The sequence below is a fragment of the Acrocarpospora macrocephala genome (genome assembly GCF_009687865.1).
Lineage (GTDB): Bacteria > Actinomycetota > Actinomycetes > Streptosporangiales > Streptosporangiaceae > Acrocarpospora > Acrocarpospora macrocephala.
Window position 1 is genome coordinate 1 of the sequence record NZ_BLAE01000051.1, and the last position, 22,154, is coordinate 22,154.

The 22,154-nt window shown below is 69.8% G+C and carries 15 protein-coding genes; 4 read left to right on the forward strand and 11 right to left on the reverse strand.

Annotated elements, in window-relative coordinates; translation table 11 throughout:
- From Amac_RS53970 to fxlM, 4 genes are all read right to left on the reverse strand, one after another.
- Positions 1-1,168, reverse strand: a 1,168-nt coding sequence (locus tag Amac_RS53970; protein ID WP_307729801.1) for a lanthionine synthetase LanC family protein, incomplete at its 3' end; no start/stop codon positions are given.
- On the reverse strand, positions 1,063-3,936 hold the full coding sequence (locus tag Amac_RS36880) for a lantibiotic dehydratase (RefSeq protein ID WP_170322840.1): 2,874 nt from the start codon (positions 3,934-3,936) through the stop codon (positions 1,063-1,065). The genes Amac_RS53970 and Amac_RS36880, both read right to left, overlap by 106 nt.
- 99 nt (positions 3,937-4,035) lie before the next feature.
- Entirely contained in the window at positions 4,036-4,170 is a 135-nt protein-coding gene (fxlA, locus tag Amac_RS36885; protein WP_155359054.1) for an FxLD family lanthipeptide, read from the reverse strand.
- Positions 4,171-4,201: 31 nt separating this feature from the next.
- Positions 4,202-5,416 carry a methyltransferase, FxLD system gene (fxlM, locus tag Amac_RS36890; RefSeq protein ID WP_155359055.1) on the reverse strand — a complete coding sequence of 405 codons (1,215 nt, stop codon included), beginning with the start codon at positions 5,414-5,416 and terminating at the stop codon, positions 4,202-4,204.
- Between the two features lie 263 nt (positions 5,417-5,679).
- Here fxlM and Amac_RS36895 point away from each other — a divergent pair, with 263 nt between their 5' ends.
- Entirely contained in the window at positions 5,680-7,062 is a 1,383-nt protein-coding gene (locus tag Amac_RS36895; protein WP_218041512.1) for an NsdA family TPR-like regulatory protein, read from the forward strand.
- Here the strand turns inward: Amac_RS36895 and Amac_RS36900 are convergent, their stop codons facing one another.
- Positions 7,063-7,467, reverse strand: coding sequence for a nitroreductase/quinone reductase family protein (locus Amac_RS36900; protein ID WP_155359056.1), 405 nt, complete (start codon positions 7,465-7,467; stop codon positions 7,063-7,065).
- Positions 7,464-8,207: an SDR family oxidoreductase gene (locus Amac_RS36905; RefSeq protein WP_155359057.1), complete on the reverse strand. Its 744-nt coding sequence runs from the start codon at positions 8,205-8,207 to the stop codon at positions 7,464-7,466. The genes Amac_RS36900 and Amac_RS36905 overlap by 4 nt, the downstream gene beginning before the upstream one ends.
- Positions 8,208-8,277: 70 nt before the next feature.
- Here Amac_RS36905 and Amac_RS36910 point away from each other — a divergent pair, with 70 nt between their 5' ends.
- Positions 8,278-9,132: a LysR family transcriptional regulator gene (locus Amac_RS36910; RefSeq protein ID WP_155359058.1), complete on the forward strand. Its 855-nt coding sequence runs from the start codon at positions 8,278-8,280 to the stop codon at positions 9,130-9,132.
- Here the strand turns inward: Amac_RS36910 and Amac_RS36915 are convergent.
- Positions 9,114-13,268 carry an nSTAND1 domain-containing NTPase gene (locus Amac_RS36915; protein ID WP_155359059.1) on the reverse strand — a complete coding sequence of 1,385 codons (4,155 nt, stop codon included), beginning with the start codon at positions 13,266-13,268 and terminating at the stop codon, positions 9,114-9,116. The genes Amac_RS36910 and Amac_RS36915 overlap by 19 nt on opposite strands.
- Before the next feature lie 231 nt (positions 13,269-13,499).
- Between Amac_RS36915 and Amac_RS36920 the strand changes: the two genes are divergently transcribed.
- Both Amac_RS36920 and Amac_RS56680 read left to right on the forward strand, forming a co-directional pair.
- Entirely contained in the window at positions 13,500-15,095 is a 1,596-nt protein-coding gene (locus Amac_RS36920) for an arylsulfatase (RefSeq protein WP_155359060.1), read from the forward strand.
- A 202-nt stretch (positions 15,096-15,297) separates the two neighbouring features.
- A complete protein-coding gene (locus Amac_RS56680; RefSeq protein WP_246268962.1) occupies positions 15,298-17,484 on the forward strand; it encodes a fibronectin type III domain-containing protein in 2,187 nt (728 codons plus the stop codon).
- A 35-nt stretch (positions 17,485-17,519) separates the two neighbouring features.
- On the opposite strand, the gene Amac_RS36935 is transcribed toward Amac_RS56680, so the two are convergent.
- From Amac_RS36935 to Amac_RS36950, 4 genes are read right to left on the reverse strand one after another with little or no spacing between them, the layout of a single operon-like run.
- The gene (locus tag Amac_RS36935; protein WP_155359061.1) at positions 17,520-18,401 is read right to left on the reverse strand and encodes an HpcH/HpaI aldolase/citrate lyase family protein; all 882 of its coding nucleotides are present in this window, start codon (positions 18,399-18,401) and stop codon (positions 17,520-17,522) included.
- Positions 18,388-19,857 carry a dihydroorotase gene (locus Amac_RS36940; RefSeq protein ID WP_155359062.1) on the reverse strand — a complete coding sequence of 490 codons (1,470 nt, stop codon included), beginning with the start codon at positions 19,855-19,857 and terminating at the stop codon, positions 18,388-18,390. The genes Amac_RS36935 and Amac_RS36940 overlap by 14 nt, the downstream gene beginning before the upstream one ends.
- Positions 19,850-21,289: an MmgE/PrpD family protein gene (locus Amac_RS36945; protein WP_155359063.1), complete on the reverse strand. Its 1,440-nt coding sequence runs from the start codon at positions 21,287-21,289 to the stop codon at positions 19,850-19,852. Before Amac_RS36945 ends, Amac_RS36940 begins: the two co-directional genes overlap by 8 nt.
- On the reverse strand, positions 21,289-22,116 hold the full coding sequence (locus tag Amac_RS36950) for a cyclase family protein (protein WP_155359064.1): 828 nt from the start codon (positions 22,114-22,116) through the stop codon (positions 21,289-21,291). The genes Amac_RS36945 and Amac_RS36950 overlap by 1 nt, the downstream gene beginning before the upstream one ends.
- Between the last annotated feature and the right edge of the window lie 38 nt (positions 22,117-22,154).

The window sequence follows — 22,154 nt, forward strand, 5'->3', positions numbered from 1 at the left end:
GCCACCACAGCAACAAGTCGTTGCCGTAGGCTCTCAGCGTCGAAACCGACTTTTCCTCCGCCTGGAGCCCGGCGAAGAAAACAGCCACCGGCTCCACCAGTACACCGTCAGCATCCAGCAGCTGGAACGGCTCCCATGCATTCCCGGTCTCGGCCAGCCGTCCCAAATCGAGTACGACCACCCTCGCCAGATCCAGCTGATCATTCCCACCGACCATGAGGCGGGACGCTAACAGAGACACCGCCAACATGCCCCTGAACTGCGAAAACTCATGATTTAGTTCAGTTAACTCGTAACACCAGGAGGGTCGTAGCGGCCCGGGTTGGGTGGTTCGCCCTTGCTGAACTTCGGTGAAGGAGACCATTTCTGGCCACCAAGGGGCGCCCCGGTGATCCTGCCGCCAGTCGTCCAGCCAAGCACAGATCCGGCCGATAGCCTCGACCTGACCTCGCACGACCAGGCCGCCACGGGCGGTGAGAGCCAGCAGAGCCAGCGGCCCGCAGATGCCGTGGGCCATCCCATTGTTGCCGTGCCCGCCAGGCGGGTCTTCAGCGGTACGGCTGGCCGACGACATCGTCCACCAGCCCGGGAGTCCGCCCACCGGTTCGGTGAGAGCGACGAGGTAGGCCAGCACCTCTTTGACCAGATCGCCGCCGGGGTCACGTCTCCACAGGTGAGCGCCGAGACCGGTGAGGCCGCTGATCAAGTCGAACTCGGCGAGGGCGGGCCGTTCGCCTTGCACGAGACGCCGGTGGGCGGAATTGAGCCGGTCCCGGGTGATGGCTGCGACGCCCTCATCCAGGACCGCCTGCGCGGGTTCGTACCCGGGCCGGCCAGCCAGGTGGAGCGCGAACGCGAGCGCGGGCGCCCCGTGGTAAAGGCAGGCGTCCGCACCGACAGTGAGTTCGTCGCGTGCCGCCGCGGCCAGCCAGGCATGCGCGTCCTGCCAGTCGGCGATGCCGGTGGCGGCCCGCTCGATATGCAGGAGCGCGATCCCGACGGCGCCACCGCTGAGTGACTGGACTGCTGACCCGACTGGGTGAGGTGTCCTGAGCTGCTGGGCTATACCGTCGGCCCGGCGGCGAGCCCGGTCGCGAAGGTCGATATGCCGCTCCCTCCTCCTCGTGCGATCAGGCCCTGGGCGACAGAACGGGCCATCCGCATGCAGATCCGCTCAGACTCCGCGTCGATTCCGATCATGCGGGCATGGTGCAGATGCAGCAGGTCGGCCATGACGACGTCGATGTGGTTGACGTCGAGCAGCTTCCGGTAGGTGGTGAGGGCCGTCCGCCGCCGCTCCAGCAAATTTGACGGAACGTTCACTGGCCGCCGGGCCTGCCGCAGCACGTGCCGATCGAGCGCCGGGTCCCCGCCGTGGGTGACGTGCTCCACGAGCCAACGCGGCCCGTCGGCGCCGAGGAAACCCGTCGCGAGGTCGACCAGGCTCGCCGCAGTCGCGGCTTGGGCATTCGCCGCAGTGCGCAACTGCGCGACCGCGACCGCGGAGTCCCTTGCGAACACGCCCTCCGCAGCGGCCAGGGCCGGGCCGGTGCCGAACCGGCCAGTCTCGGGCCGGTAGGTGTCCAGGACGACATCGCGGAGCAACCCGGCATGATGAACGGTGCGCGCCCATTGCCCCAACGAGCGCGCGGCGGCCCCATAGAGGTCCTGTTCGTACAGGTGCAGCCGGATCCGCAGGTGCGGTGCCGGGGTGTCATAGCGGATGAACCACCAGTCGTCGGGAACACCGTGGACCCAGTCGGCGAGCAGGTCTGGTAGGAAGACCGTGAGCAGCTCGGCCTGGCGTCCCGGGTGCCCGAACAGTTTCGCGTACAGCCACGATGAGGCTCCCGGCAGATGGCCCGGGTCGCGGTGAGTCCGTTCGGGCCGTAGAGGTCGGGTCAGCGGGCGAGGTGTCGCGGTGGAGGCGAGTGGAACGACGATTTCGTGGGGACGGCCATCGATCCAGCCGTAGTCGGTTCCGTACTCGGTTAGCGTCGCTTTGCCTGCCAGGTTCAGGTGGCGGCGCAGGAGCGCCAGGTGCGCATGCTCGGTCAGGTCCAGGCGGATCAGGACGTCATCCTCGCCGAGCCGTACAACGTCCGGAATGCGGTGTGAGTGCCGTTGCTCATGGAACTCCCGCACCCATTCCGCTGCGGTGGCGGTCGAGGCGGGCAAGGCTGCGGCGGTGAGGCTCCACCGGGCTGGGCTGAGTATCGTACGGCCGTAACGGACGCGCGGAAGGAACGCGAACCGGTTGGCGACTCGACCCCAGAAGAACGGAGTGCAGGGCGCGGTCGTCCCGGTGCTGACCTCGCACAGGAACCGGGCGAGGGGGTGGGTGCCGTGGCGCAAGTCGATCGCGTTCAACATCAACGGTTCGACCGCTCGCCCGCGTGAGATCGACATCAAGATCAGGCGATGGGCGTCGGCGGTGACCGCTAGGTCGTCGAGATCGACCGCCGAGTCCAGCGGCGGGCGATGCTCCCCGAGCGACAGCACTGGCAGGACGGCCGGGGTTCGGGCGAGGGCGTCGGTACGGGCCGACAGCGGAGGGCTGGACAGCTGCACGGCCATCGCACCGGCCGTGCTTGTCGGCAGGCCGCGGTAAGCCTCGGCGATGCGGTCCTGTTCGTCGGCGGTGAAAAGGTGCAGGAACCTGCCCACTGAGGTTCCGGCGTGCCGCGACGCGCAGGCCACCGTGAGGGTGAAGTCCCCGCCGTTCAACGCGGCCGGGGTGGAGGCGTTCAGGGTGACCCGTAACTCCGTGTGCGGGATCACCCCGGCGGTGCAGGCGGTCTCCAGCTCGGCCACCGTCTCCTCGTTGAGGACCAGTTCGGCGCAACCGTTCAGGGCGGCCGCCTGGGCGAGGGCCGCCAACATGATGTCCCTGCGCGCCAGCGGCGGTTCGTCGTCGAAGAGCGAGCCCCGGAACCCGGCGGGGTAGCCGAGTCCCCGGTCGGGATCCACGAGCTCCTTGACGCCGACCTGAGCGCCGGGACCATAACGGTCAACGAACGCGGCGTGGTAGGACCGCCAGGCGGGCCGTCCCGGTGCCAGCCGGACCAGGATCGCGGCAGCCGCCTCGACTTCATCGATCACAGCGGCGGGAAGGCCAATCGCGCAGTCCAGCCGCAGGTCCACCGACAGCCGCTGACCCGGGTCGAGGGTGGCCGGGGCACCCTCCAGCCCGTCGAGCTGGGCGGTGACATGGGCGAGCGGATCGGTGACGGTCATCGGCGGCCGCGCACTCGTGAGCAGGATCCGCTGGCGCACCAACTCAGTGAGCATCTCCTCGATGACCGCGACCGGTGACCGGGGAGACTCGGCGGCCAGTTTCGCGAGGAGATCATCGAAGACGATCGGGGTTCTGGCCTCGCGGAGGACCAGGCGGACCGCCCTGGTGTAGCGCACGGAGACGTCCGACAACGGTCCCCCCACGCAAGGCTGACAGGGCAGCACCCAATCTCCTCCGCGCGCGAACCCCACGTTGTTCGCCATGACCGGCAGTTGCCGGAGCAGCTCCGGCTGCTTCTCCAGAGCGTCGACCATCTCCGTGAGCCAACTGGAGTCAGGGCGACGCAGGGCGGTATGCCGTTCACCGAACACGACCGAAGCGGTGGGGGCTAAGTCGACGGGAGCGACTCCTGCGAAGAGGCCGAACGGTGTCGCCCGGCTGGTCCACCGCAGTAGATAGCGCATCAGCGCCTCGGCCGCGCGGCGGATCTGGCGGGGCCGGAACCGGTCCGGGTTCTCGCACAACGCCGTGAGCACGCGCGCCAGGTCGGGACTCGCCACACCGACGGCTTCGGCCACGCCCGCCAATGCCCAAACCTGACAGACCCAGTCCACCCATCCGGAAACATGGGCGTCCGGCCAGGGCGGGAGAACCAGGTCGTCAGGGTAGGCGGCGACGCGAATGACGACGGCGTCCATGGCTCGAAAACCTGGTCGATGCGCCATTGCTGATCCTCCGTTCAGGCGGGGGTGTTCCCGGCCCCGGCACTGCGGAGCCGGGAACACCCGGACGGGGGGCTAACAGTTGGCGATGCCGGCGCTGCCCGGGGTGTCACCGCAGTTGTCGCTGGTGCATTCCTCGGTGGCGACTCCAGAAACCGCCGGTCCGGTAGCCACGAGACGGACATCGAGGGTGAATTCGTTCGGCTCCATCACAAGATCCCTTTCGATGCGGAAGGGGGTACTACCTGGCCGTCGGCCAGGAGATCACGAGACGGGAATGCTTCTTCTCCAGCACGGCTCCGTCGGGCAGGTCGGCGTCCGGAGTGCCAGCCGGATGGACCGACAGGCGAGGGGCCGGTCGTCCGGCCCGGTCCCACGCGGCGATCTGCTCGGCCAGCAGCCGCGCGGAGCGCTTCGCGTGCGGGCCGTGCGCGAAAGCGCCGAACTCGAAGAGCTCACCGTCGGCGTCGACCGGACGGGGCTTCGTGCGGTAGGCGAGGTTCGGACCGTCCATGAACGCCGGCGTGCCGTACTGCCACGGCAGAGCCACGATGCCGTCGTCGATCGCCTCCTGCGACGCGGTGATCAAACAGAAACCGGGCAGGGTCGTGGCGAGCCACAGATCCTGATCGCTGAACCGCACTCCCGCGCCCACGGTGACACCGGTCCACACCTCGGCACGGGGCTGGTCCAGAACGCCGGACAGTGCCGCCGCCTCGGTGACCTCCCCTTCGTCCAGCCACAGGCCGACCGCGTCACCGTCCAGCAGCGGTATCCCGGTTCCCCGATGGGCTCCCGCCCCCTGCATCGGCACGAACCCGCACATCTGGTGACCCCGGCTCACCAAGACGTCGCCCTGGCGCTCCAGGACCCAGGAGCGGGTCATGCCCTTGGTGCGGAGCGGGACGACGAGCCGCCCGCCCTCGGCGAGCTGAGATGACCAGGCTGGCGGGATGTCCCACGACCCGACCGTGACGATGATCGCGTCGAACGTCCGGCCGGGGACAAGCTCGAACTCGGCGTCCGCACAGATCACCTCCACATCGGTGTAGCCCGCGTGAGCCAGGTACCGCTCGGCGCGGTCGGTGATCTCTGCGTCGATGTCGATTGTGGTCACCGAGCCGGAGGGCCCGACGACCTCGCGGATCAGTGCCGCGTTGTAGCCGCCGCTGCCGACCTCCAGAACTCGGTCGCCGGGCTTGAGTCCGGCCTGGCCCAGCATCATCGCCTGGAGCCAGGGAGCCGACACGGAGCTGGTAGATACGCCTCGCTCGTCGCGCTTGGTGACGACGGCGGTGTCCTCGTAGGCAGCCTCCAGGTTGACATCGCCCGTGAACAGGTGACGGGGGACCGTCCGCAGCGCGCTCTCGATCTCATCTGACAACACCAAGCCGAGCGCCCGATGCCGGGAAACGATCCGTTCGACCAGCGCCCCCCGAAGCTCATCGGCGCTCATCGTGTCCACCATGGTGCCCTCTCTCTAATAAGCCGCCGCGGTGCCGGAAACTCCGCCGCTCTGCCGTCACTGGCAGCCGGCGTTCACACGCGTCCGTTCCGGAATGCCTACAGGCTTCGCCACGCAGGCAGGGCAGGGAAGGCGCTGACTGTACCCAGCCGTACCCATCGCGGGTGAACCACCCTTGGCGCCTTGCCCCTGCCACGTGTGACCCTGCCATGATGGACCGACCAGGGCCTGTTGCTGGCACCCGGAGGTGTGTCGTGCACGACGTCGATACCCATCCGCTGCAATACCTGCTGCGTGCCGCCGGGTGGAGCGCTCTGGACTTCCTGGCGCGGCTGGACACGGTCCATCGGGACCTCGGGTATGGCCCGATCGCCCACGATCGAAAACGGGTCTCGCGCTGGATCCGCAGCGGTGTCGTCCCCGAGTCCAGCGCCCAGCAGGCCATGGCCGTCATGCACGGCATCCCCGCCGACTTGATCAACGCTCGGCCTTGGCCGCATTGGCTGACCCTGGCCTGTACCCGGCATCGTCTGCTGGACGACCCGTGGACGCCCGCGCTTGCTTTGGAGCATCTCGACCGTACCGCTGCCCAAGGAGACCCGATGGACCGCCGAGGCTTCTTGATCATTATGGGGGTCTCCCCTGTCCTCGCCCAAGCCGCCGACGCCGTCCCCGCCTACGCCAGCAGCGCCGGTCGGCGCGTTGGGGCTGGGACTCCAGGCCTGTTCGAGCAGTCACTCGCCGTGTTACGCCGCCAGGACGACCAGTTCGGGTCCAACCACGTGCACCACGCGGCCCGGGCACAGCTGCGCCTGATCGTGAGCACCTTGCAGGAAAGCTCCTACACCCTGGAGACCGGCCGCCGCCTGTACGCGGCGGGAGCCGAGGCAGCGCGCCAATGCGGATGGACCGCCTACGACTCCGGACGGCCCGCGCTGGCTGAGGAGTACTACCTGGCCGCGCTCCGCGCCGCTCGCACCGCCGACGACCCGGCCATCACCGCCAACGTCCTGTCATTCTGGGCGATCGCGCGCTACAGCACAGGCGACCCGAATGGTGCCGTCGACCTGGTCACCAAGGCCCTCGGCTACAGCGGCAGGATCGGGTCGCCGCGCATGGACGCCATGCTCCAAGCTCGCCTTGCGCGTGCGTACGCCCGCGCTGGTGACAGCCACGCCTCCGCGCACGCACAGAACGCGGCCACCGACGCCTACGATCGGGCACGCGACACCGACCCCTCGGCTGACCCGGACTACGTGTACTGGGTGAACTGGGGCGAGCTACTGATGTTGCACGGCAGCAGTGACCTGAACCTGGGCCAGCCGAAGGACGCGTTGCGTCGCTTCGAGACCGCCGAAGCCGACGCTCGTCCAATCGACACGTACCAGGAGGGCCAGTTTCCGCGAGGTGCCGCGATCTATCTGGCCCGGCAAGCCGAAGCTCAGATCGCACTCGGCGACCTGGACGGCGCGGTGGCAACCGCCGACCGAGCAGTGGGCCGAATGGGCGGTGTGGACTCGGTACGCGGCACCGGAGCCCTCACCGACCTGCGCAATCACTTCCTAGCGCAGCGCGACGTACCCCTTGTCGCGAGCTTCCTGGATCGAACCGCTTCGGCCACGGCATCACCTCTCTGATCACCCCCTGTTTTCGATCGGGTCAAGGCGGAAGGCCGGGTGGTCGGTTGAGTTGGGCATTTGGTCGAAGAAGCGTTGGACCTGCCATTGGGCCCGGTAGGCGGTGATTATGGGTGATTGCTGCTCCTCGGACAGTTCCACCGCCAGGTACGGCTGGCGCCTGCCCCGTCTTTGGATGGTGCAGTGGCCGGCGGCGCGGAGGTTGCGTACCCAATGGGTTTGGCCTCGCATGGAGACCAGATAGCGAACTCCGGCGAGTTCGAGCACGTTGACCGGGACGCGTTGGAGGGTGCCGGTCTGGCGTCGGGGGACCTCGAGGGTGCTGGCCATTCCGAGGCGTCGGATCAGAGGGTTGACCACGTTTGTGGTGAGCCAGCCTGGGCGGCAGTAGCTTGTCGTGGTCACCAGGGGACCTGGCCGGCGTCGTTGAAGAAGCCGCCGGTGGGGCCGTCGGGGCCGAGGGTCGCGAGGTGTACGGCGATGGCGGCGCCCTGGGCGGCGGTGCGGTGGACGGGGATGCCGGTTGGTCTGGTGAGGTCGGTGTCGCAGCCGCCGGGGTCGGCGGCGTTGACGAGGATGCCGGCCTTGCGGAGGTCTTTGGCGTATTGCATGGTCAGGGCGTTGAGTGCGGTTTTGGAGGGGGCGTACCCGGCTAATCCTGGGAGCCAGGCCATGGGGCCGCCGGGGGCGTGGGCGGTCAGCGAGCCGACGCTGCTGGAGATGTTGACGATCCGGGGGGCGGGGGAGCGGGTCAGGAGGGGGAGCATGGCGTTGGTCACCGTGATCACGCCGAAGACGTTGGTGTCGAATACCTCGCGTACCGCGTCGAGGCTGGCGGTGCTGGGTGACTGCTGGGTGAGGCTTCCGGAGATCCCGGCGTTGTTGATCAATATGTCGAGGTGGCCGAAGCGCTGTTCGATCTGTGTGGCGGCGGTTGTGGCCGTGGCGGGGCGGGTGACGTCGAGCGTGATCGGGTGGGCGTCGGCGCCGGTGGATCGCAGTGCCTCGGCCGCCTTGCCGCCGCGGTCCGGATCTCTGGCCGCGAGCAGGACTGTCATGCCCAGCGCGGCGAGTTGAGCGGCGATCTCGTACCCGATGCCCTTGTTCGCGCCGGTCACGAGGGCGACCTTGGTGTCGGCTGTCATGATCACACGACACCATGGAGTAGGCGCGGAGGGCCAAGACCGGCTCGGTCACGAGCGATACCCTGGGGGTATGGATGCTCGCGAGCTTGCCTATTTTGTCGCGGTTGCCGAGGAGCTGAACTTCAGCCGGGCGGCGGAGCGCCTCGGTATCGCGCAGCCGCCTCTCTCCAGGGCCATCAAGCAGCTCGAACGTCGTTTGGGTGTCGTGTTGCTGGAGCGGACCAGCCGGAGGGTCGTGCTCACGGCGGCGGGGCAGGTGCTGCTCGATGAGGGGAGGAGGGCCCTGGACGGGCTGGCGGCGGCAGCGCGTCGTGCTCAGCGGGCGGGGCGGCAGGATCCCCGGCTGGTTCTGGTGACGAAAGCCGTCGGCGATGGTGGCATGATGCCGGACATCCTGGCCGCCTACGAGCGCGAGCCAGACGCGATCCCGGTCGAGGTGCTGTTCTGCGGGTTCGGCGAGCACGTGGCCCTGCTGCGCGGCGGGTTCGCCGACGTCGGGCTGGTGCATGGTCAGCCTGACCTGACCGGGCTCGACTCGGAGGACTTGCTGGTCGAGGGCCAGGTTGTCGTCCTGCCGGTCCGGCATCGGCTGGCCGGCCATGAGGCGGTGACCTTGGCGGACCTGGAAGGTGAGGTCTTGCCGCGCTGGGTGGGCCTGTCCCAGGACGGCGGCCCCGAAGTGCGTGACGCCGGGCAGCTGATGCAGCTCATCGTGATGGGGCGGACCATCGCTGTCCTGCCGGAGTCCGCTCGTGCCTACCTGGGCGGCGACGTGGTGTGCGTGCCCGTCCTCGACGCGCCGCCGATCACCATGATGATCGCCTGGCCGGAGCAGAGCCGGTCGCCGGCCCTGGCCGCTTTCGTCCGCGCGGCGACCGACGTGGCCGCCCACCGGAAGCCGTCCTTTCAGCAGGTGGGCCGGTAGTCCTCGGTCGGGAGGTAGGTGGCCCACTCGTTCTGGGTGAGGTCGCGGCCGATCTCCCGGCAGAGCTTCCCGATCATCGAATCGGGCTGCAGCGACCAGTGGATGATCTTGCCGTCGTCCCCTCCGGAGATCAGGTCGTCGTCGCCGCTGAAGGCCAGGCCCTTGATCGCGCCCGTGTGGCCGGTGAGGGTGGCCGTCAGCGTGCTGGACGGGACGTCCCAGATGGTGATCGTGCGATCGTCGCCCGCGGCCGCGAGCGTGTGGCCGCCGGGGCTGAAGGCGAGGGCCTGGATCGGGGCGGTGTGCCCGGTGAGCGTGGCGTGCAGGCTTCCGGTCCGCGTGTCCCACAGTCTGACGGTCCGATCGGCCCCCGCCGTGGCGATCAGCTTGCCGTCCGGGCTGAAGGCGACGTCGAGCACCGACCCCTGCCTGGTCCTGAAGTCGTGGACCGCCCGATTCCGGGCCAGGTCCCAGACGATGAGATTTCCGGCGGGGTCGGTGCTGGCGAGCAGCGGTTCGCGCGGGCTGAACGCCAGCGCGGAAGCGATGTACGCGGGACCAGGAAACGGCACCTCGCGAACATCATGGGCATCGTGAACGTCCCACCGGATCCGCCCGAGCGCGGCCGCCGCGAGAAAGCGCCCCTGCGGATCGAAGTCGATGTCGGTGGAGGCGCCGAGCCCGTTGTACGACATCGAGGCGAGCTTCCGCCTCCCATCGATGTCCCAGACGATGACCGTGTGGCTGCGGGTGATGGCCGCGAGCCGGTGACCGTCCGGGCTGAACGCGACAGCCCGGACGTGATCGGGATGCTCGCCGAGCGTGGCGATCGGGTTCCCGTACAAGTCCCACAACCGGACGGTCCCGTCGCTGCTCGCCGATGCGACGATCCGGCCATCCGGGCTGACCCGGACGTCGTTCACGGCCCCGCTGTGCCCGCTGAACGGCGGCCGGGCCCGCTCGCGGACCACGATGGTCCGCCCGAAGCCGGCCGAGGCGAGCATCGAGCCGTCGGCGCTGAAGGCGAGGGACAACGTTTCGGTGATGCTTCTGTCCTGGTAGGTCTCGACGGTCTGGCGTCGCGCGATGTCCCAGACGGTGATCAGGCCGTTCTCGTCGGCGACGGCGATCCGGCCGGCGACTGGAGCGGACATGTCCCAGGCGTATGGCGACCGTTTGGGCAGCTCGGACAGCAGAGTCGCACCGTCGTGATCGATCTTCCAGAACCCTATCCCGTGAAAGGGCGAGGCCGTGGCGAGGGTGCCGGTCGTGGCATCGAAGGCCACCCGGTGGACATGCTCGGGGCCGAAAGCGGCGATCTTCGCCCTGGAGGCGAGATCCCACACGACGGCTTTCTCCAATCCGCCGGTGGCCGACACCAGAAATGCCTGGTCGGGACTGAACGCCAGCGCCGCGATCTCTTCCCGGTGCCCCTTCAGCGTGTACCGGTTCCCGCTGGGCAGGTCCCACACCTCGAACGCGCCCTCGCCCACGCCGAAGGCGATCTTCTTGCCGTCCGGGCTCAGCGTCAGCGCGTCGGTGAGCTTGTCTGCTGTCCGCCGGAACACCGGCCGGCCGGTGCCCAGATCCCACACGAACACCGAGCCCTTGGTCGCCTCGACACCCGGTTCCCTGGCGATGGAGGCCAGCAGCTTGCCGTCGCTGCTGAAGGCCACCTTCCTCGCGTACACGCCTGCCGTCCCGGCGAGTTCCGCGTGCTCGACGAAGCTCGCGACGCGCGTGCCGCGGCGTGGATCCCAGAGGGTGATCACCCCGTCGGTGCCCGCCGAGGCCAGCCGCGAGCCGTCCGGGCTGAACCCCACCCCGAAGATCACCGGCCCGTCGGCGTTGAGCTCGATCCGGCGGGGCGCCGCGGCCGACTGGCTCAGCAGGCCGCCTCGCGTCTCGGTCCCCGGATTGAGCCGGAACGCGGTGATCGCCAGCAGCCCGGCCAGATCGGGATCGGTGCCGAGGAGCGATTGGGCCTTCAACGCCAGCTGCCCGGACAGGGCGACCAGCTGCTGGTGCCTGGCCTCCTGCCCTTGCCGTACGGCTACCGCCCCGCCGAGCAGGGCCAGCAGGAAGAGCGCGGCCATCCCGGCCAGCAGGCGCTGCAAGAGCCGGGTACGGCGCCTGGTCGCGGTGCGCTCGCTCTCCTCCAGCGCGCCGCTGTCCCGCAGGAAGGCGCTCTCGACGTTGTTCAGCTCCTGCGGGTGATCCTCCGCCCAGGTCCTGGCGGCCAGCAGCTGGACGCCTCGATACAGCGCTCCGGAATCGCGCCCCAGCTCCTGCCACGTCTGCGCGGCGTCGGTGAGCCGCCGGTGCACGAACAGGTTCTCGCGGTCGTCGGTCAGCCAGCGGTGCAGCCGGGGCCAGGCTCGGATCAGCGCTTCGTGCGCCACATCCACCGTGCCCTCGCTGAGGACTATCAGCCGCGCGGCCGCGAGCCGGTCCAGCACGCCGGAGGTGAGCTCGTGGTCGGCCAGGCCGACGAGCTCGGTCCGGGAGATGGGCCGCCTGGTGTCCTCGGTGCCGTCCCCGAGCGCGGTCAGCCGCACGAAGATCCGGCGCGCGGCCTGCTGCTCCGGAGAGGCGAGCTCGTCGTAGACGCGTTCCGCGCTCTGCGCGATGGCTCCGCGTACTCCGCCCGCCGCCTGGTAGGCCGACAGCGTGAGACTCGGTCCTGTGCGGTTCCGCCAGGTCTCCAGTAGCGCGTGCGAGACCAGCGGCAGGCAGCCAGGTTCCTCGGCGGCGTCGGCCAGGACCGTGGCCAGCAGGCTGGGTTCCACGGTGAGGCCCGCCTGCGCGGCAGGCCGTACCACGATCTCCTGCAGGTCAGCGGGCGACATCGGTCCGACGAGCAGCTGGGCTTCGCCGCCCAGCGCCTCGACCAGGGCGGGATGCTGGGTCAGGTGGGCAAGGAAGTCGGCCCGTACGCCGAGGACGAGAACGGTGCCCGACAGGCTCAGCAGGGACTCGACGAACTGGCGCCGCTCCCCGTCGTCGGCGCACAGCGTGAAGATCTCCTCGAACTGGTCCACCACCAGCAGCGGGCGGCCGTTCAGGGCGGCGCTCAAGGCGGCGGGGTCGTCGCGGAGCTCTTTGGGATCGTCGCTGGACACCTTCGCCACCACGTCGGCCAGCGTGTCCATCGGGTGCTCGCCCGGCGTCATGATCAGCCCTTGGCCGTACGTGCCCAGCAGCCCGGCGCGCAGCAGCGAGGACTTTCCGCTGCCCGACGCCCCGAACACGCCGACCACCGGCAGGCGGCCGACCAGGTCGTGGAGCCGGTCGATCAGGTGGGAGCGGCCGAAGAACCACGCTTCGTCCTCCGGCTGGAACGCCATCAGACCCCGGTACGGGCAGTCGTCCGCCTCCTGTGGCGGCTGACCTAAGGCGGGAAGGAGTTCCGCGTCACCGCGGAGCATCGCCTCGTGCAGGCGCTGGAGCACCGGGCCGGGTTCGATGCCGAGCTGAGCGTGCAGCAGATCGCGGGTCTCCCGGAAGACCTCCAGCGCCTCGACCTGGCGGCCGGACCGGTACAGCGCGAGCATGAGGTGCCCGCGTAGGCTCTCCCGGTAGGGGTGCTCCCGGGTGAGATCGGCCAGCTCGGCGGCCACCTCGACGTGCCCGCCCAGACCGAGATCGGCCTCCGCCAGCCGCTCGTGCACGGTGAGCCGCGCCTCTTCCAGCCGCCGGGCCTCCTCCGTGATGAGCGCGCAGTCGCCGAACTCCGCGAACGCCGGCCCCCGCCACAGGTTCAGCGCCGCGCGCAGCCGGTCCCGGGCCGATTCGAGATCGCCGCGGTCCAGCGCCGCGTTCCCCTGCGCCGCCAGGCTGCGGAAACGCGTCGCGTCGAGCGCGTCGGTGATGATCGCGTACCCGCCCGGCCGACCGGCCAGGACGTCGGCGCCGAACGTCCGTCGCAGCTGGTGGGCGTAAAGGTGGATGTTGCGGCGCGCGGACGCGGGCGGCTGGTCACCCCAGACGGCGGTGATCAGCCAGTCGATCGACACCGGCTGGCCGGCCTTGGACAGCAGAGCGGCCAGGGTGAGCTGCAGTTTTGGTGCTCCACCGACCGGAGTCAGCTGACCGTCCCGGGAGACGCTCAGCGGTCCGAGAACGTGAAATTCCACTCAACTCCGCCCCCATCGGATACCGCATGAAGAATCCTGGACGCTGACCGGGTCTGTCAATCGGTTCGATCATGCGACGAGGGCTACTGGCGGAAGAAAGATCTGATCCGATACCGTCCAGCACGGTAGGCCGCTTCCGGTCGCCATGATGTTCCCGAGATAGCCGAACTCCTGGCGCGAGATGTGCCACCGTAACGCCGTACCAACGCTTCCACCAGAGGTCAAGGATTAATGCTGCCCACCACCAGACGTGGATTTCTCGCGGGCACCGGAGGCCTGGTCGCGGCCGGGCTCACCTCCGCGAGCGCGGCCGAGACAGCGGCGGCGAAAGGCCGCACCCCGCGCAACTTCGTCATCATCCTCGCTGACGACATGGGCTGGGGTGAGATCGGACCCTACGGGCAGCAGAAGATCGTGACTCCCCACCTCGACCGGCTGGCGGCCGAGGGCGTCCGGTTCACCAGCGCGTACGCCGGGTCTTCGCTGTGCGCGCCGTCCCGCTGCGCGCTGCTGACCGGCCTGCACGCCGGCCACGGAACCGTACGCGAGAATCCGGAGGGCGGGCCGCAGCGTTCCCTCGTCGCCGCCGACCTCACGTTCGCGGAGCTGGCCAGGATGGCCGGGTATCGGACGGCCTGCATAGGCAAGTGGGGGTTCGGCCCCGAGGCGCCGGGCCAGGTCTCTCATCCCAATGTCCGGGGATTCGACGAGTTCTTCGGCTATATCACCCACGCCCACGCCCATCAGTATTTTCCGTCCTACCTCTGGCACAACCGGGAGAAGGTCGCGCTCGACGGCAAGACGTACGCGCCGGATCTGTTACGCGACAAGGCCGTCGCCTTCATCAAGGAGGCCGACGACCGCCCTTTTCTGCTGCACTTCGCCACCATCCTTCCGCACTCGCCGAGCCAGGTGCCCGGCGACAGCGGCCGGTACGCGAATGAGCCGTGGACCCGTCCCAACCGCCGCCACGCCGCCCAGGTGACCTGGCTGGACTCGCACGTCGGCGACATCGTGCGCGCGCTCCACGAGGCCGGAGTGGCGGACGAGACGCTGGTGCTGTTCACTGCCGACAACGGGCCGCACCACGAGAAGGGCGTCGACCCGGCGATCTTCAACTCCAACGGGCCGTTCCGCGGGGTCAAGCGCCAGCTCTACGACGGCGGCATCCGGGTGCCCATGATCGCCTGGTCGCCGTCCCTCACCGCGAAGGTCGTCCACGAGCCCGTGGCGTTGTGGGACATCCTGCCGACGCTGGCCGATTTCGCGGGTGTCCCCGCTCCGGCCAACCTGGACGGGAAGTCGTTCCGCGGCTTGCTGACCGGCGGGCGATATTCCGGACATGCGTTCCTGGTGTGGAACCGGCCGCGCAAGATGCAGGCGATCAGGCGCGGTCACTGGAAGCTGATCCGCTTCGCGCCGAACATCGCCGGGGCCGGGCCGGAAGGCCGCATCGAGCTCTACGACCTGCGCGGTGACCGCGGTGAGCGGCACGACGTCTCCGCGCGCAATCCGCAGCTGGTCGCCGAGCTCGTCGATCTCCTGGATGGGTCGATCGGGGACGATCCGCGGGTGCCGTACGGGCTGGAGGTGCGGGAGGAGGGGAGCGAGGTGATGGTGACCCTGCACAACGGTTCGGCGTCGCCGTGGCGGAACGTGCGGCTGAGCCTGGACACCTTCGAGAGTGAGCGTACGGATGCGCTGGAACCCGGGGCGGCGCTTACGGTGACGTTCACCTTCGCCGGGGACGCCGGGAGAGGTCCCCGTCTCGCCCGCGCGAGATTCACCGCGAACGGCCGGAAGGTGACGTTCCAGGCGAAGGCATAGCCCTAGCGAAAGTTTCGGGGCACCGGGCTGCGCAGCGGGAACGTCCTTTGCATTCAGCTAGTTTCCGAAATGTTTCGGCTTTGCCATGGGCATATTTCCAGCTCAGGAGCGCGGCATGAAGAAACATTTCGACGCCTGCGTTGACGTGTTTCGAACGGATTCCCAGACTGATCGCGAACACCCACCCGGAAGGGAGAGCCTAGTGATCACCAGCTTAGGTCGCTCTAGGATCCGCTCGAAGGTCGTCGCGCTGACGGTGGCGGCGACGCTCTCGATCGCTGGAGCGGTAGCCCTGGTCTCCACCGAGGCCGCCGCGGCTGTTGGAGTGGAAAACGAAGGTGCCGACTGCACCGTGCCCGCCCTGCCCAGCGAAGGATCTTTGCCCACCAACTCCAGGCTCCCCGATCCCTTCAGGAAGCTGGACAATACCCGCATCTCCACTAAGTCCGACTGGCGCTGCCGACGCGAAGAGATCAAGAGGCTGGCGGAGCGCTTCGTTTACGGCGAGAAGCCCGGAAAGCCGACAAGCGTCACGGGAACGGTCTCGAACACCAGCATCACCGTGAACGTGAACCACAACGGCAGGAGTTCCAGCTTCTCGGCGAGCGTCTCACTGCCGAGCGGTACCGGACCTTTCCCGGCCGTCGTTGTCTATGGCGGATTTGGCGCGGACACGGCCGCCATCCGAGCGGCCGGCGCCGCCGTCATCAGCTACGACCCCTACGTGGTCGGACGCGAGGGCACCCCACGGAACAACAAGCAAGGCGCGTTCTACAGCATCTACGGCAACACCAGCAGCACCGGGCTGCTCGTCGCCTGGGGCTGGGGGGTGAGCCGGATCATCGACGTCATCGAGCAGTCGGGTGGCAACATTCTCAAAGCGGACGCGACCGGCGTCACGGGATGCTCGCGGTTCGGCAAGGGTGCTTTCGTGGCCGGTGCGTTCGATCAGCGCATCGCGTTGACCATGCCGATCGAGTCGGGTAGCGCCGGTGTTCCCATCTTCCGTGGGATCCCCGGGGAAGGTGCCCAGAGCCTGAGCAGCGCCTACGGCGAGCAGCCGTGGTTTGGCGACGCGTTCGGCTCCTTCACGGGCAGCCCGAACAGGCTTCCCGTGGACACGCATGAAACGGTGGCCATGATCGCGCCGCGAGGGTTGTTCATCATGGACAACCCGCACATCGCCAACCTGGGCCCCCGGTCCGCGAGTGTGGCGGCCCTGGGCGGCGCCGAGGTCTACAAGGCGCTCGGCGCGGGCGAGAACATCACCTACTGGTCCGACGTCGCGGACGGCACCCACTGCGCCAACAGGGCTGAATGGCGGACCCCGCTGCAGCAGAACATCCAGAAGTTCCTGCTGAAGACGGGCAACGCTCCTGGCGCGATCAGGATCTCGTCCAGGGCGCAGGGCAACCTGGCCGACTGGCGGGACTGGACGACGCCGACCCTCAGCGACTCCACCCCGAACCCGACCGACACCACCCCGCCGAGCACCCCGGGCACCCCGACCGCGTCCGGTGTGACCGCCACCAGCGCCACCCTGACCTGGGGCGCCTCCACCGACCAGGGCGGTTCCGGCCTGGCGGGTTACAACCTCTACCGCGAGCAGGGCACGACCGACCCGCAGATCGGCCAGTCCACCACCAACTCCACCATCCTGACCGGGCTGACCGCGAACACCCAGTATCAGGTGTACGTCCGGGCCCGGGACGGCGCGGGCAACCTGTCGGGCAACTCCGCCCTGGTCACCTTCACCACGGCCGCCACCGGAGGCGACACCTCGCCGCCGACGGCCCCGGCCGGGCTCGCGGCCTCGGGGACCACGTCCACCAGCACGAACCTCGCCTGGACGGCCTCGACCGACGACACCGGCGTGAGCGGTTACGACATCCTGCGCGCCCCCGGCGCCACCGGCGGCACGTTCACCCAGGTCGGCACCTCGGCCACGACCTCGTTCGGCGACACCGGCCTGACCGCCAGCACCACCTACCGTTACCAGGTCAGGGCGCGGGACGCCGCGGGCAACATCTCGCCGGTCTCCAACACCGCCCAGATCACCACCCTGCCCGGCACGTCCACCGGGACCTGTTCGGCTGTCGCGACCGTACAGACCCAGTGGAGCAACGGGTACGTGATCCAGCCGCTGACCATCACCAACACCAGCACCTCGACGATCACCGGCTGGACGGCCACGTTCACCCTGCCGGCCGGGCACACCCTGACCGGCTCGTGGAACGGCACCGTCACCGTCAGCGGGCAGACCGTGACCATCAGGAACGTCGGTCACAACGGCACTCTCGCTCCTGGAGCCAGCACGACCAGCGTCGGCTTCCAGGCGAGCCGCCCGAACGGCAACACCGCTCTCCCGTCCGGCTACACCTGCGCCTGATTCTCCTGACCCACCCACACCCCGGTGTGGGTGGGTCAGCTCATCGACAGGGTACGGCGGGCCTGGCGGATGACGGCTTCGTCGACCATGCGGCCATCGTCGTCCACCAGGACGCCATCAGGGGTGTTCTCGAAACGGGTGATCAGCGCTTGGGCGCGCGAGAGCTCGCCGGGGGTCGGCGTGAAAACCTCGTGCACGATGGGGATCTGCGCGGGATGGATACACGCGCGGCCGTGGAAGCCCAGGCGCCGGAGGGCGTGCGTGGAGCGGCGGAGCGCGTCCGGGTCGGTGATGGCGGTGCTGACCGGGGCCAGCGGCGGGGCGAGACCGGCGGCGGCCGAGGCGAGGACGACGTGCGAGCGCGCCCAGAGGAGCTCGCGTTCGTCGTCGCCGGGGTCGACGCCCAGGTCGGCGCGGAGGTCGGCCTCGCCCAGCTGGAGGCGGGCGACCCGGGGGGCCTTGGCCAGCCGGGGTGCGCTCAGGACGGCCGCGGCGCTCTCCAGGATCGGGCAGAGCACGAGGTGCGGGTAGTCGGCCAGCTTGCGATCCAGCTCGGCCAGCCAGTCCACGCTCTCGGTCTTGGCGACGCAGATGCCGGTCACGGCCGGGTGGGCGACCTCGGCGAGGTCGGCTAGGCCCGCCTCGCCGGGGTTGATCCTGATCCAGAGCTGCGTCTCCCGAGCCACGGCGGGGCCATCGGAGGCGAGCCAGCGGGCGACCGTCGCGCGGGCCTGCGGTTTCGCGGCGGCGGGGACCGCGTCCTCCAGGTCCACGATCAGCGAGTCGGCGCCGCGAGTGGCGGCGCCGGCCAGCTTGCCCGGCTGGTCCCCGGGGACATAAAGGGCAGACCTGACCAGGCCTGGCGTGGTCCGGGCAGACGTGGTCCGGCCGGGCGCGGTCCGCTCAGGCGTGGTCATAAGGACGTGCCAGGTAGCGGCCGGACGGGCTGCCGACGACCTTGCCCGCCTCCAGGATGCGGGTGCCGCGCAGGAAGGTGTCGGTGACCTCGGCGGTGAGCTCGAAGCCCTCGAAGGGCGTGTACTCCTGGGTGGACTCGGAATCCTCGGCGCGGACGGTCCAGGTGCGGGCGGGATCGACCAGGGCGATGTCGGCGTCCTTGCCCAGCGCGAGGGAGCCCTTGCCGCGCAAGCCGTACCGGACGGCGGGGTTGCGGGAGGTGAGAGCGGCGATGCGGCCGTAGGAGAGGCCGCGGCGGCGACCCTCGGTGATCATGCCGGGGAGCAGGTACTCGGCGCCGCCGAAGCCGGATTTGGCCAGGAAGATGTCGTCGCGCGGGTCGCCGAACTTCAGCTCGTCGCGGCAGCAGGCGTGGTCGCTGACCACCCAGTCGACGGTGCCGTCGGCGACGTACTCCCAGAGCGCCTCCACGTCTTCGCGGGGCCGCAGCGGCGGGTTGACCTTGCCGCCCAGGCCGTGCGCGGTGGTGATGTCGGCGAGCAGGTGGCCCACGGTGACCTCGCGGCGGAAGTCGATGTGCGGGAAGGCGCTGGCCATCCGCACCGCCGCGTCGACCGCCTTGCGGGAGGACAGGTGGAGCAGGTTGATCGTGGGCAGGCCGGTCTCGTGCGCCAGGTAGGCGGCGATGGAGACCGCCAGGCCCTCGGAGTGCGGGGGCCTGGAGGCGCTGTAGGCGGCCAGGCCGGTCAGCTCGCCGGCCTCCTCGACCATCCGGGTGTAGGCGGTCATGATCTCGGCGGTCTCGCAGTGCAGGGACAGCGAGATCTCCTCGGCCAGGTGCGGGAACCGTTCCCTGGCCGCGCGGACGCCGCGCATCACGAACTCGAAGTGCGCGTAGTCGTACCGCTCGCCCGGCGGGGTCATCAGGAACGCGCTCTGGTCGGCCGAGCGCCCGTGCAGCCCGTGGCCGCCGTAGAACATGAAGACCTTGAACGAGGTGACGCCGAACCGCTCCACCAGGTCGGGGATCTCCTCGATGTGCCGGCGGGACATCGGCGCGAGGTGGAAGGCGTAGTCCACGTGCGCGCCGCCCCGCGCCAGGTCCAGCACCTCGGGGAAGAAGTCGGCGTAGTCGCCGCCCTTGTTCAGGTAGTACTGGCCGGTCCGCATGTAGGTGAGGGCGGAGGTGACCCCGCCCTGGGCGCAGGCCCGGCTCTCGCTGGCGGTGTCCTCGGCCAGCGGGTTGTAGATGCCCCAGTGCTGGTGGGCGTCGACCACGCCGGGAAAGGCGAGCTTCCCGCCGCCGTCCACCACCTGGGGGACGCCGGTCACGTCGAGACCGGGGGCCACCGCGGCGATCTTCCCGTCCCGTACGGCGATGTCGCCCGCCACCGGCTCGTCCCGGTCGGGGTCCACGACCAGGACGTTCTTGATCACCAGGTCGAATTCACTCATCGCCGTCCCCCGTCTCGGGTTCCAGCTCCGCCAGCGGGCGGAGCAGCTCGCTCACGTGCGCCAGGCCGGTCAGCCCGCGCACCCGTTCTGCCACCTCGGCGGCCCGGCCGGCCAGCAGCCGCCCCTTGGTGTTGTCCAGGAACTTGCCGGTCAGCTCGGCCTCCGACAGCGGCCGGTCCGGGCCGCCCCGGTTGGTCAGCACCTCCTGCCGCCACTCCCGGCCGTCGGAGTCGACGGCGGTCAGGATGGCGGGGAACTGGGCCGGGAAGATCGCGGTGGCCCGGTCGTCGGCCACCACCTCGACCTTGGCCATCAGCGCCCGGCGGCGCGGATCGCGGGCCAGCTCGTCGGTGTAGTCGTCCAGGCTCGCGCCCAGACCTCCCCCGCCGAGCAGGCCGGTGACCACCGCGTACGGCCCGCTGAACTGGGCCTGATAGCCGGTCTCCGGCGCGCGCTTGACCTCGATCGGCTGCCCGATGGTGCGGACGACGGGCGCGGGCACCCCGAGCACCAGCCGGTCCACCCGGTCCGGGTCGAGGCCCTGCTCGCGCAGCGCGCGGGCGGCGTCCACGGCGGTGTGGGTGAAGTGGTTGGCCGGATACGGCTTGAAGAAGATCCCGGGAACCGCCCACTCGACCCCGAGGCCACCCGTGATCTGCGCGGCGTCGTAATTCCCGCCGAGGAACGCCTGGAAGAAGCCGAACCGGCCCTCCAGCACGGTCGGCGGCCCGGTGAAGCCGCGCCGGACCAGGTCGGCGGCGGTGACCGCGGCATGCGCGGCCCACCCGCAGTGCAGCCGCTTGACGGTGCCGCCGGTCCGGTTGGACTCGATCAGGCCGGACGCCATGGAGGCGGCCACGCCCAGGCAGTCGAGCAGCCCTTCGGCGTCCAGGCCGAGCAGCAACCCGGCGGCGACGGAGCCGCCGAGCGTGCCGCAGATGGAGGTGGCGTGCTGCCCGCGCTCGAAGAACGTGGAGTTGCCGGCCTGCGGGTCGTACCCGGCCATGCCGAGCCTGGCGCAGACCTCCAGGCCGACCGCGATGGCCCGGACCACCTCCTCGCCGCTCGCGCCGGACAGTTCGGCGGCGGCCAGCGCGGTCGGCACCACGGACGCGCTCGGGTGGAGCACCGACGGCAGGTGGGTGTCGTCGTAGTCGAGCGAGTGAGCCAGCACGCCGTTGGCCAGCGCGGCCAGCGGCGCGGGCGACCCGCCGGGGCCACCGCCGACGACGTGCGCCTGCGCCGCCCCACCCTGATCGCGTACGTACGACACGATGGCCGCACTGGTGGGCAGCCGGTGCGCCGCCACGCACAGGCCGAGCACGTCCAGGACGCGCTGCTGCACGCTGACCACGACATCGGCGGGGAGCGAGCGGAAGGAGGTGTCGGTGGCGAACCCGGCGAGGATCCGGCCCAGGGTCGGCTCGGCCATCACGCCCGCCCGACGACGGCGAGCGGGCGCACGGGGGAGCCGGTCGCGCCGTGCAGGGGCAGCGGGGCCAGCACGAAGGTGAACTCGTGCACGCCGGCGGCGGCAAGTTCCTCCAGCGCCATCGTCTCGATCAGGTAGATGCCGGCCTCGACCAGCAGCACCCGGTGCGCGGGCAGCGAGCTGTGCCCCCGGCCGGGGCTCAGCCGCTCGAACGCGATGGTGTCCGCGCCCGCGGCGTGCACACCCCGTTCGGCCAGCCAGTACGCCCCCGCCTCGCCGATGCCCGGCACGCCGGTGTCGTGCCCCAGATAGCGGGTGCGATCAGGGTCGTCGAAGTGACGCCCCCAGCCGCTGCGGATCAGCACCACGTCCCCCTGCCCGACCGGGGTGCTCTGGGCGCTTTCCGCCAGCTCCAGGTCGGCGGGAGTGATCTCGTACCCGCCTGCGCAGGGCCGCCCGAGGCGCGGAATGTCCAGCAGGACCCCACGCCGGAATATCGGCTCGATGGTGTGCACCCCATGGTCGGGGTAGCCGCCCTCGCGGCAGGCCAGGTGGGCGTCGGCGCCGCCATGCAGCAGCCCGTCGTGCGAGACGTGGGCCAGCGCGTCGATGTGGGTGCCGACATGGGTGCCCATGACCAGCATGTCGTTGGCGGCCGAGCCGCCGTCGCCGCGAACCCGGTCGCCGTGCCGCCGGGGCAGGGTACGCCAGTAGGCGGGATGGTTGGGCGACTGCGGCATGCCGACGAACAGCGGGCGGGCCAGGTCGTAGACGGTCAGCCCGCCGCGTACCGCCGCGAGCAGCGGGTCGATTCCGGTGATGGTCATGTCTTCTCGTTTCTTCTGCTGGGCGGCCTTCTTTCGCG